The following is an 11789-nucleotide window of genomic DNA, read 5'->3' as shown; positions in this document are numbered from 1 at the left end:
GAACCCGCGGAGATTGCGGCGGACCGCTTCTGGAAATTACGCCGTAACGACGCCAAATGATGGCGAAATCCTCGCCAACTTTCCCGTCCGAACGATCGCGGGCGGCGAGACTCGTCGTTATTCCGCGGGCCTGGCGAACTCCAGAGCCAGCGTCCGGAGGCGCACGAGCTGATCGATGAGTCTCGGCAACTCATTGAGCGGAACCATGTTGGGGCCATCGCTGAGGGCCCGGTCGGGGTCCGGATGGGTCTCAAAAAACACCCCATCGCAGCCGGAGGCCACCGCCGCCCGGGCGAGAAACGGAACCATTTCCCGTTTGCCGCCGGTCGTGGCGCCTCCGGGCATTTGAACACTGTGCGTGGCGTCAAAAATGACCGGCGTCCCGAACGACTGCATCACGGGAATCGATCGCATGTCGTTGATCAGGCGTCCATACCCGAACATTGTGCCGCGCTCGGTCAGCAGCACGCGCGGATTGCCGAACGCTTCGCACTTCCGGACGACGTGGACCATGTCTTCCGGGGCGACGAACTGCGGCTTTTTCACATTCACTACGCCCCCCCGTCGGGCGGTCTGCTCGGCGACCGCCTCCACGAGGTCGGTCTGCCGAGCCAGGAACGCCGGGATCTGCAGGATCTGGCAGACTTCGGCGACCGGGGCCGCCTGCTGGGGTTCGTGAATATCGGTCGTCAGCGGCAACCCGAACTTCTCGCGGACTTTTGCGAGGATCTCCAGGCCTTTCGCCAGTCCCGGCCCGCGAAAGCTGTCGACGCTGGTCCGATTCGCTTTGTCGAAACTGGCCTTGAAGACGATCTGCAGGCTCAGCGTCGAGGACAGTTCCGCCAGGCGCTCGGCGATCTGCATCACCAGCGGTTCGCTCTCAATGACACACGGACCGGCGATCAGCAGCAGCGGCTGGCCGGCGCCGCACTTCCATTGCTGCACGGGAACGGGATTGACCGGCATGACGAATCCTTTCATCAGAGAGCGGGTTCAGCGTTGGCTTTCGGCGGCGACGGGCGGGACGACGATTTCCAGAGCACTCGGAACGACGATCAGTTCCAGCGGCGTATGTCCCGCCGGGTCGCCATCGACTTGAACTGGAGCCCGTCCGACCGACGCCAGTCGGACGCGGGCGGCGGTTCGCGCCACCAGATCCGCCGATCGACCCAGCCGGCCGAACCAGGCCGCCAGGAACCAGCCGAAAGTATGACTGACGCCGCCTCGGGAGAACAGCCACAGATTCAGCAGACCGTCGTCGCTGCGGGCTTCCGGCGCCACTTTGAGACCGAGCGCATAGGCCGGGTGGTTGATCAGAAAGACCTGCCGGGCCTTCAGGGGCTCCGCGGCATCGTCGAGATAGACATCGAGCTCTGGAAACCGGTAGGTCCCCAGCGAGCGGAGAATGTGCCACGCGTACTTCCAGCGGGAGGCGTGGCCGCGGCGATAGTGATGGACTCGGCGGATGACTTCGGCGTCGATTCCGACGCTGGCCATGAGACAGAACCGGCGGTCCCCATGAGCGACCAGATCCATCCGGCGCGTCACTCCCGCGGCGATGAAATCGGCCAGTGCCTGTCCCGACCGGGAGATCCCGAGCGACTTCGCCAGCAGGTTTTCGGTGCCGAGCGGCAGAACCGCCAGTCGGACTCCGGGATAGCGCGAGACGAGGTCGTCTACGGTTCCGTCGCCTCCCGCGGCAACGAGACATTCCAGGCGACTGCGCCGGCGCTCGTCGTTCATCCAGTGCCGCAGCCGTTCGCGACGGGAGAACATGCGCGGCGTGAAGCCCCGGATCCGCAGTTCGCGAATCAGTTCCAGCAGCTCCTGCCGGCGGGCCCGTGGCCCGGAGTGCGGGTTTCGCTGAATGGCGACGTAACGAGGTGGTGGCGTCATGCCCGAGGACGGTAGCACGACAGCGGGGGCTTGCGAAAGTCTCCGGCGCCGCCGATTCAAAGCGTCGGCAGCGCCGGGGAAACGTCCTGGACGCTGCCCGGCGTCCGGTCAGCATCCGCGATCAGCCCCGCAGCTCGGCGATTTCCGCGGGCGTGAACTTCTGGCTCAGCCGCGCCCCCATCTGGCCGACGATCCGGGCCGCCGCGTGGGAGGCCAGGTGCCCCGCCTGCGACCACGACAGGCCGTTGGTGAGGCCATACAGAATGCCGGCGGCGTACATATCACCGGCGCCGGTCGTATCGATCGCGGTGACGGGCTGCCCTTCGATCGGGTGGATCTTCTGCTCGTGCATCAGGAGCGAGCCGTCGGCGCCGAGGGTCAAGGCGACGTCGGCCGCGTGGTGGTGGATCTTGTGGGCGCAGTCGACGGGATCCTGGAGCCCGGTCAGGCTGCGGGCTTCTTCGAGATTGCAGAACAGCAGGTCAATCGGGCCGGCGATCAGCTCCCAGAACAGTTCCCGATGCATCCCGATGAGGAACGGGTCGGAAACGGTGAAGGCCACCTTCACGTTATGCTTCTTCGCCAGCTCGATGGCCCGCATGGCAGCCTGTTTTGTCGATTCGCCGGCGAAGAGGTAGCCTTCGATGTAAACGTATTTTGACTTCTTGATTTCGGCTTCCGAGATGTCTTCGGGCCCCAGCGTGGCCGAAAGCCCCAGGTGGGTCAGCATGGTCCGCTGGGCGTCTTCGGTGATCAGCACGACACAGGCCCCGGTCTTGCCCAGCGACTGATCGACCTCAATTTTGATCCCGAGGTTGCGCATGTCTTCGAGCCAGAAATCCCCCAGCTCGTCCTGGCCGACTTTCCCGGCATAGGCGGCTTTTCCGCCGAAGTCGGCGATGCCGACGATCGTGTTGGCGGCGGAGCCCCCTGCGCAGCGACTGACGGCGGCCCCTTCCAGGGAACTGAGGACGCGGACCTGCGTGTGCTCGTCGACGAGGGTCATGATCCCCTTGCCGAAGCCGAGCGGCTCCAGCAGGGAGTCGGGAATGCGGGACTGAATATCGACCAGGGCGTTGCCGACGCCGTACACGTCATACTGACTCATGCGATCGAGTTCCTTGAGGAGGCGGTCCGGGGCGCGTCGCCGCCGGTGGGGGAGAGTGTACCGGGTGGCGGGCGGGGAGTCATGGGGGCGAGCGGGTATCGAGTCTCGGGATTCGGGTATCGCAGAGAAGGTCAGGACCAGGAATAGAGCGAGCCCGCGACTGGGACAGTCGCGGGCTCGGCGCGTTGAGGACTCGGGGCGAGGGAACGCTATTCGTTCCGTTGGGGCTTCTCGGCCGGAGGAGCCTGGAGTTTTTCGACGGCCTGCTGCAGGGCTTCGATCTTTTTGTCCAAGGCTTCGAGCTGCGCCTTCTGTTCCTGCAACTGGAGTTTCTGCAGTTTCTCCAGCTTGGCGTCCATTTCCCGTTCGAGGGCTTCGCGAGATTGTTGCAGAGCTTCCTTCTGCACTTTCTGCGGCTGACCAGGAACGACTTTCTCGATCCGGAATGCCTGCGGCGGAACGGGCGGCTGTGGCGGCAGCACTCCCGGTCCCGGCCCATCGCTTCCAGACACCAACGGATATGGGAATCTCACCGGCAGCGGCGGATGCTGCAGCATCTCGTTGATCGGTCCGCGGAGGTCTTCCGGCAGGACCGAGAGATCTTTCTCCGTCGTTTCCCATGACTGCTCGCCGCGCTTGACGGTCACCTTGGCGGGCTCGTTCCCGGTCCGTGTGATTGAGACGGTTACGCCTTCGGGCAGGCCGCCGAATTTGCGGACGTGAGCGAACGCGAACGCCGGGCCGGCGACATTCAGGCGATAGACGCCGGTCGTCGTCGTTCCCTGTTCCGGTGCTTCGCCTGTTGTCGCGAAGATCTCAAATCTCTCGGACGGGACATAGGAGACGGGATTCGGCCTCGCTTCAGCCGTCATCTTCAGCGACTGTCGTTCGCCGGCCCGCAGCAGCTCAATCTGCATTTCGTCGGTCTTCACGTGGCTGACCGCGGTCGACAGGTCCGCCAGATCTTTGAGGACGATCGACTTCTCGCCATGCTGGATCTTCAAGAGCAGATCGTGGACTTTAAGGCCGGCCTTGTCTGCCGGACTGCCGGGCACCACGTGGTCGACGACCAGTCCGACGCCGGTTTCCAGCTTGAGCTGCGATCGGAGCGTTTCCGTCGCGGGCGAGCAGCCTACGCCGATCCAGTGCGTTCCCGTTTCATGCACGGTGACCACTTGGGCCTTGAGGGCGTCGGCCGGCTGATCGGGGCTTCGATAAAAGATCACATTCGGAACTGGGGGTCGGGGAAACAGGTTCGGATCGACGACGATGGTGTCCTTGGTCGTCTGTGGATTGGCTGGTCCGAGGTATGCTCCCGGCGGAACATCCAATTTCGTCTTCCTTTGTCGGATCACGGGAGACGGTTCAAGTGGCGTCTCCTGGGCCATAATCGGATACGTCACGGCCACAAAGGCCGTCGCGAATACCAGCGGCGTCCAGTTCGTCAGCGTCATAAAAAACTCTCCTTGTTGACTTTGGATACGGCGACCGGCGACATCCTTGCGCGCGGCCGAGATGGCTCGAACTACTGAAAATCGTCCGGACCCAGGGGGCCGAACGTGACATTTCGAATCGGAATCAGCGCTTGCCGACCGTCGCCGAGCGTCACCTGGTAGAGTTCGGTTTCTTCTCGGACGTCGTTTCCCGCCCGCCTGAGTCGCTCGCGTTCGCTGTCGCTGACCATCGACTGCGCGAGCCAGGCGCGGACGTTCCCCGCCGACTGGTCGATGACGGGGATTTCCACGTTCTCGGTGATTTCGCCCGCCGGGTTGGCGAAGCCGATCCGCAACGTTTCGACCCGTTGAGGGGGATCGACCGCAGCCACCGCTGCAGATGTCGGATCGGGATCGGCGAACGTGGAAGGGGGGGCCGCGTTGGCGATCTCGGCGACGGGCCGGACAAAGTGTCCGTGTCCCCACCAGCCGCCAGCGAAGGCCATCAGGCAGGTGGCGGCCAGCAGTGCCGTCCAGGCGCCGCGAGCGCGGGAGGCCCGGACGACGGTTGCTGCCGCCTGGGGGACGCGAAGCGCGATCGGGAGGGCCTCAGGCAGGTCTCGGCAGGACCGACGCAGAGCCTGCGCTTCCACAAACGCCAGCGCCAACGGCCGCCAGTGTTCCGGTTCGAGATCCAGCCTTAGCAGCAAATCCTGCTGCTCGGCGTCGGTCAGTTCGCCGTCGGCCCAGCGGTCCCAGGTCGCGGCATTCAGCGGTCGTGAAGTCATGGATGTTCGATCGGGAGAGAGGCTCATCGGGACACCTCGCTTTCCTGCAGAATGGTCAACTCCGTCCGCAGCCGCTGGCGGGCGCGATGCAGCCGGGCTTCGAGGGCGCTTTCGGTAATTCCCAGATGCTCGGCCAGCGTGCGATAGCTCCAGTCCTCGGCATATTTCAGCAGCAGAATCTCCGCATCGCGCGTGGCCAGGAGTCCCGGGGCCTGCCGCACCAGTTGCTGACGTTCTCCCGCCAGCAGCCACGCCAGCGGATCGGGTTCCGTTTCAATTCTCGTCGTGCGCTCCCGGCCGACGCGCTCGTTCAGCCGCCGCAACCGGCCCAGCTTGCGACGGTACAGCAGCGATTGCCGGACCGCCAGACGATACAGCCAAGGAGCGGCCCTGTCCGCCGGAACAGTCCCCCACGGGGTTCGGACGGCGCCGAGCGCGACTTCCTGCAGGATCTCGTCCACAGCCTGGGCCTCGCGGCTGCGGGCGAGAATCACGGCCCGCAGCCACCGCTGATGGAGCGTCAGGGCGGAGGCCCAGTCGCTGGGCTCCGCGGCCGGACGTCCGTGGCTCGGCGGTGACGTGTGCATGTCACCAGAATAGTTGCCGCAAGGGGGCGGATCTTGCGGAATTTTTCAGAACGGTCCCGTTGATGACTGCGTGGAATGGCTCGGCGGTCAGGTCGTGGCCCTTGGATCGCAATTCCCTATTCGCCAATAAATCAGTTTCAAAACATAAATATCGACAAGTCGCCACATCAAGAATTAACGATTGACAGACATGAATGTCTCATTACGATGTCTCGTGGCGGGCCAGCCGATTCGAGTTCCATTGTTTTGAGGAGTCTCAACATGGTCCGTGCCCGCTCGTCGCCGCACGTCAGACGTCGTCTGATCCCGGTCTCTCTCACCGTCCTTGGGTTGTCGCTGTTCGCAGGCGTCGTCGTCTCGACGTCTCCGATGCAGGAACAGGCGCTGGGCGCATCGAAGGAGAAGTCCAAATCGAAGGCGAAGGTCAAGGCCCAGGAGACCGAAACGCGAAAGCCAAGACCGGCTCCCAGTCCCACGGCGGCGAAGTCGCCCTACGTGGTGCTGGGCTACAACGATCTGGGCATGCACTGCATGAACCAGGACTTCTCCGAGATCTGCATTCTCCCGCCGTTTAACACGCTGCATGCGACCGTCATCGATCGGACCAAAGGCAGCCCGGAGATTGTCACCGAGCACGTCAACGTCGAGTTCTCGATCCCGGGAAACGCGACTTCTGTCACGAAAACCAATTTCTGGGTCTACGCCTTCGGCCTGTTCGGTGTCGTATTGCCGCCCGATATCGGACTGACCGGCAACGGACTGTTTGGCCGCCTGTTTCCTACCGGAAAGGGCGACTGGAACGTCACCGGCATTCCGATCACTCCCCTGACCGACTCCGGCATCAACAACCCGTTTCAGCTCGCGCACATCACGGTCAAGAACGAACAGGGAACACTTGTCGGTCAGACCGATGCCGTGGTTCCCGTGTCGTGGGAGATCAACTGCAATCTCTGCCACAAGGAAGTTCTGGACGACAAGGGCAACGTGCTCGTCAGCGTCGCCACCGACATCCTCCGCAAGCACGATGCCACGGTGACGAAGTACAACGCCGCCAACGGAACGAACTTCCCCACAGACCTGGAGCTCCGCAAACCCGTCCTCTGCGCGGGATGCCACGCCGACCCGGCGCTGGGAACCACCGGCATGCCGGGAGTCAGCATGTTCTCGCACGCGATGCACGGTGCTCACGCGCCGCGCATGAACCAGTTGCCGCCGAACGTCACCAACGCCTGTTACGCCTGCCATCCGGGTGTGAATACGGAGTGTCAGCGGGATGTGCACCTCTCGAAGGGGATCACCTGCGTGAACTGCCACGGCGACATGGCCGCGGTCGGCGACGTCAATCGACGCCCGTGGGTCGACGAACCGACCTGTGCCTCCTGCCACCAGGCGATGAAGCCGAAATTCCAGTTCGAAGAACCCGGCAAGCTGTTCAAGGAGTCCCGCGGCCACGGCGGCGTCCACTGTGCCGCCTGCCACGGTCCGCAGCACGCCACCGGACCGGCGGTCACCGATGCCGACAACGTCCAGGCCAAGCTGGTCCAGGGACATGCGGGCGTCATCAACGACTGCACCGTCTGCCACAAAGAGAAGCCGTCGGATCCGTTCCCGCATCGTCGGGAAGACTAGCATCCAGGATGGATGAAGTCCGATGACCGACCGCGGCCGGCTGGTACTTCCAGCCGGCCGTTTGGCTTGATGAGGCGTCCTATGGCGCCGGCCGCAGGCGGACGGGCTGCACCTGCCGCACGACGATGACGTCGGCCTGCAGTTCCTGGCGGTACGTGCGCTCGCCAACGACCGCGAGCTGTCGTCCGACCAGCGGCGCCAGGTCGAGTCCCTGTACCGGGTAAAGGTGCGCGAGAATGCGATTGTCCAAACTGACCAGCACGTACGGTGCTCCGCCGGGAACGTTTGCCCCGCCGCGCTGCAGGACTCCGGCGCCGGCGAACTGGGAGAGTCCGCGCGTCGGGGCCTGTGAAGTCGCCGCTCCGGGCTGGGGGGCGATCGGTCCCGTACCGGCAACTCCTGGCGCCGGTTGAGGCGCGACCGGCTGGGGTTGAGAAACGGTCTGTCCCGCGGCGAGCTGTCCCGATTGCGCCATGCTCAGGAGCTGAGCGTCGCGGGCGCGGGTTTCCGCGGTGATCCGGGTCACGTCTTCCCAGTTCTGTTTGATCTTCGCATAACGCTCGACGGCGTCGAGACGCAGCTTGAGCTGAGTCGCCGATGCGGGATGGCTCGCGTCGGCTTCGAGCTGCCGATAGGCCTGGTCGAGGCTCGCCAGGTCCCAGGTGGGGGGGGCGTCCTTGATCATGGACCGGAAGCGGTCGTCCGCTTCTGCGAGGCGTTGACGAAAGCCGCCGTCATCGGCCGCTGCGACGTTCGGCCCGGCGGGGCCTGGAGATTCCATTCCCCCGGACTTGATCATGGGCCGCTCGACGACATCGGTGGGGGCCTTCGTCGCAATGGGGTCTGAGGCGAATTCCTGCTCGTCGACGGGGAGAATTTTCTTTGCGACCGGCGGATTGGCATCGGGCTGGGCAAAGGAGGGTTTGGGGGCATCGGCGGGGACGACGGCCTTGCCGGCGATCCAGCGAAATTCGCGCTCGGGCGGCACGATTTTGTACATGGACACCGGGCCGGAGTCGGCCTGGAACGTCTTCTGGCCGAGGATCTGGACGGTATCGCCGCGCGACAGGCTTCGCTGCCAGATCTCGACATCGTCGCCGAAGGCGCTCCCCACTCGGACGATGACGTTGTTCATCGTGATCGTGCCGCGGTCAGGCGCCGTGCGCTGCACGTGGTCGGTTTTGACCCAGGAGAAGCTTCCCTCGGGGGGGGCGATCATGTACCAGCCGCCGGGGTCGTGGCGGTGGACCATCACCTTCGTGCTGCGGTTCAACTTTGCCGTGACGTAGTATTTGGGGCCCGGGCCGCTGCGGACGGGTTCCTCTTCGACGTCGACAATCGCGATGTACGGAAAGCGGCGATCCTGGCCGGCGAGGGGGCCGGTCAGCAGCAGGCAGATCAGCGGTGCGACGAACGCGGCACGCATCGACCGGGCCTCCGTAAAAACAATGCAGCACAAGGCTTGCGGACAAGTCGTCCGGCAAGATCTGCCGAAATCGAATCGAACATCCGGAAAAGGGAAGGGGAGGTGTAGTGAATTCCGGGTTTTGGCTCAAGACGGACCCGGGGCGGACATCGGCGCGAACCTCACAATGCAGAAGACATGCCACCACGAATGACACGAATTCGCACGAATGAATTCAGAAGAGGGGGGGGAACCACGGAGCTCACGGAGTTCACGGAAAACAAAAGACTTGGAGGATCTCTCGCGGGAGCGACACCCGGCACTCGCATGTTCGAGTCGGACATCAATAGACCGAACTCGGCGTTTCTTCTCTCTCCGTGAACTCCGTGCTCTTCGTGGTTCCCTCCTCCCTCTTCCGTACTCCTCATCCGTATTCATTCGTGTGATTCGTGGTTAAGTCCTACTTCTGTGGTGTTCACCGCCGGCGCCGCAGCACGATAAAGTAGCCGTCCGTCTGATCGGGGAGCAGTTCCCACTGGTCCGGATGGTCGCGGTATTCGGGGACGTCTTCCGGGCGATGAATTGTGCTGTAGCGGTGCCGGGTGTCGATCACGATGTATTCCGTATCGTCCGGCACGCGCTGCTCGTAGTTGCTGACCTTCCGCGCGTAGCCGCTGTAGTCGTACGACCGTGCGTAGTGCGTGAATCTCGGGTGGACGAAGTCTGTGGAAGCGACCCGCGCAGTCTGCGGAATCACCGCCGCAACTGAAGCGAACTTCGCCGCGCGCTCCTGCGGGGCGTAGAGTCGCTGCCAGCTCCAGCTCGAACCGGGATCCCAGAAGGCGACTCCCAGCGGAGACACGCTGAAGAACAGCCCCGTCGTCAGTGAGAATGTCCAGACTGCATGCCGGACGATCGCCGCCGACTGCTCTGCGGACAGGTTCCGACCCAGCCGCCGGGAAAGTCCGTTGAGAAATCCCGTCGCGTGGGGCAGTCCGGCGGCGGCGGCCCAGAAGACGATCGCCACCAGCGGCGCATGAAACTGATGCCGCGGATCTTTGGCCAGCTCGTTGAGACACAGGATGCCGAACAGGGGCAGGCCCACCAGCAACCGAGACGGGGAGAGCAATGCGATTCCCGCGACGGGGACCAGCAGCGACAGGGCGTAGAGCAGCGTCGGAATGGAAATCAGTTCGCCAAACAGCAGCCCCGGCTGCGTGAGCATCGTCCGGACGATCTGCTCGGGGGTCTCGCCGAACTTGCTGAAGTACCGCGCGTAATGGACCTCGGCCCCGCTGCGGAACCAGGGCATCACGACCCGCGTCGCCAGAAACAGGTAGATGACCGAGGCCGCCGTGAGCGCCAGTCCCGACCACTGCCAGCGTCTTGCGGTCGTCGGATTGTCGATCCCCGTCCGCGTCCAGCCCTGCCAGGCGATCCAGAGCCCGAGCGGTCCGAAAACGAGCGAATAGTCTTCCTTGACGGTCAGCGTCAGCAACAGCCCGACCAGGAACCCGCGCCACTGCTTCCGGTCGAGCTGATCGAGCGTCAACAGCAGCAGCGGCAGTCCGAACGCTTCCGGACGGAACGTCTTGATATCGATCTCGATGTCGAGGAACTGGGTGGGGAAGTAGAGCAGGTAACTGGCCGCCAGGCAGACCGCCGCCCGCGAGTCGCCGGAATGCCGTCGGGCCAGCCAATAGACAGGCCACGCTCCGGCCGCCAGCACGCACGACTCGCACAGTTCCAGGAGCAGATGGGACGGCCAGAGTGCATAGAGCGGCAAAAGAAACAGATGCACGCACTGGATGTGCTCGCCCCAGAAGAGACCCTGGTCGAGGTAGCTGCGAAATCCCTTGCCGTGCAGCAGATTCCACAGGTGCTCCTCGTACATCGCGGAGTCGCCGTGGGGAATCAGCAGGTTGAAATAGAGCCGCCAGTTCATCGTCACGAAGACCAGAGCGTACGTCGCGACGCATGCCCAGACCGCCGCGCTCCGCGACCGGTCCGGATTGGTCGTCGATTTCTCTGGCTGAGCGGCTGCGAGAGTCGCGGTCAATCCGCCCCCCAGGGCCGTTGCCGCCCAGAATGGCGGCAGAACGCTCATCAGCAGCATTGGCGCCTGCCAGGGGAGCAGTGCCGTCACCAGCCAGACCCATTCCCAGAGATCGAGTGAGATCGCCGTCAGGCCGCAGATCCACGCCGACCGCCGCAGGGATTCGGACCAGCCGAGTCGCCGCAGTGCAACCAGCGACAGGATTCCTCCGCTCACGCAGAATCCCGCACTGAGAACGAGACATGGAGCATAGGGCAGCTCCGCCGTTGCGCCGTCGCTCGCGACGCGACCGCCGATGAAGTCCGAGGCGACCACGTGTCGCCAGCTCTCCGGCGACAGAAACTGCGTCGCCAGAGAAGCCGTTCCCAGCCAGGTCTGCAGCAGGCTGGCCAGCAGTGCGACGCCGACGACGAGGCAGACGATCGCTGGCCAGAGGCGTATTGGCTGCGGTCGATCAGGTGCAGGGCGGGGCATCAGTCGTTTTTTCGTGGGGGGCGTCTCGGCGCACCGACGCGGGGCGGATACCCCTGTCATGGTGCGTTGCAATGCACCTTGCGGCAAGCGCAACGGCGTCGGTCTGTCGATTGAGAAAGGCGGCCGTCAACGTCCTGCCCGTTCTCCCGCCGTCTGTGGCGAGGGAGGAGACCGGACCAACCCACCCAACGCCGTTCACGAAGTCACCGGCAGAAGTTTTGCAAAGTTGGCCTGCCAAAGAACTTCGAGCCTGTGCGTCACGGGTGGTTGGACGAACGGATCCAGTGGTGCAGGGGGGGGGCGAAGATGGCCCGCAGGCCGCATCGCAAATCAGATTATGACGGGCTGGTGCCTGCGATTCGCTGCCTGCCGCCGCCGCATATGGTTTTCCCGCCAGTCCGCTCCGGCGAACG

Annotated in this window: 9 protein-coding genes; 1 reads left to right on the top strand and 8 read right to left on the bottom strand. The window is 64.1% G+C overall.

What is annotated here, in order from left to right:
• Positions 1 to 117: 117 nt before the first annotated feature.
• From kdsA to SH412_RS21900, 6 genes are all read right to left on the bottom strand, one after another.
• On the bottom strand, positions 118 to 966 hold the full coding sequence (gene kdsA, locus SH412_RS21925) for a 3-deoxy-8-phosphooctulonate synthase (protein ID WP_336520165.1): 849 nt from the start codon (positions 964 to 966) through the stop codon (positions 118 to 120).
• Between the two features lie 27 nt (positions 967 to 993).
• Positions 994 to 1896, bottom strand: a complete 903-nt coding sequence (locus tag SH412_RS21920) for a diacylglycerol/lipid kinase family protein (protein ID WP_336520164.1) — start codon at positions 1894 to 1896, stop codon at positions 994 to 996.
• 121 nt (positions 1897 to 2017) lie between these two features.
• The gene (locus tag SH412_RS21915; protein WP_336520163.1) at positions 2018 to 3004 is read right to left on the bottom strand and encodes an adenosine kinase; all 987 of its coding nucleotides are present in this window, start codon (positions 3002 to 3004) and stop codon (positions 2018 to 2020) included.
• 209 nt (positions 3005 to 3213) lie between these two features.
• Positions 3214 to 4458, bottom strand: a complete 1245-nt coding sequence (locus SH412_RS21910) for a PDZ domain-containing protein (RefSeq protein ID WP_336520162.1) — start codon at positions 4456 to 4458, stop codon at positions 3214 to 3216.
• A 71-nt stretch (positions 4459 to 4529) separates the two neighbouring features.
• Positions 4530 to 5225: a hypothetical protein gene (locus SH412_RS21905; protein WP_336520161.1), complete on the bottom strand. Its 696-nt coding sequence runs from the start codon at positions 5223 to 5225 to the stop codon at positions 4530 to 4532.
• A gap of 23 nt (positions 5226 to 5248) precedes the next feature.
• Complete coding sequence (locus tag SH412_RS21900; protein ID WP_336520160.1) at positions 5249 to 5812, bottom strand: RNA polymerase sigma factor; 564 nt, start codon at positions 5810 to 5812, stop codon at positions 5249 to 5251.
• Between the two features lie 261 nt (positions 5813 to 6073).
• Here SH412_RS21900 and SH412_RS21895 point away from each other — a divergent pair, with 261 nt between their 5' ends.
• Positions 6074 to 7441, top strand: coding sequence for a cytochrome c3 family protein (locus SH412_RS21895; protein ID WP_336520159.1), 1368 nt, complete (start codon positions 6074 to 6076; stop codon positions 7439 to 7441).
• A 79-nt stretch (positions 7442 to 7520) separates the two neighbouring features.
• Here SH412_RS21895 and SH412_RS21890 read toward each other — a convergent pair whose 3' ends face one another.
• Positions 7521 to 8867 carry an SH3 domain-containing protein gene (locus SH412_RS21890; protein WP_336520158.1) on the bottom strand — a complete coding sequence of 449 codons (1347 nt, stop codon included), beginning with the start codon at positions 8865 to 8867 and terminating at the stop codon, positions 7521 to 7523.
• Between the two features lie 454 nt (positions 8868 to 9321).
• The gene (locus SH412_RS21885) at positions 9322 to 11376 is read right to left on the bottom strand and encodes a DUF2079 domain-containing protein (protein ID WP_336520157.1); all 2055 of its coding nucleotides are present in this window, start codon (positions 11374 to 11376) and stop codon (positions 9322 to 9324) included.
• Between the last annotated feature and the right edge of the window lie 413 nt (positions 11377 to 11789).

It is taken from the genome of Planctellipticum variicoloris (genome assembly GCF_030622045.1).
Classification (GTDB): domain Bacteria; phylum Planctomycetota; class Planctomycetia; order Planctomycetales; family Planctomycetaceae; genus Planctellipticum; species Planctellipticum variicoloris.
This window is presented reverse-complemented; position numbering and strand designations above follow the sequence as displayed.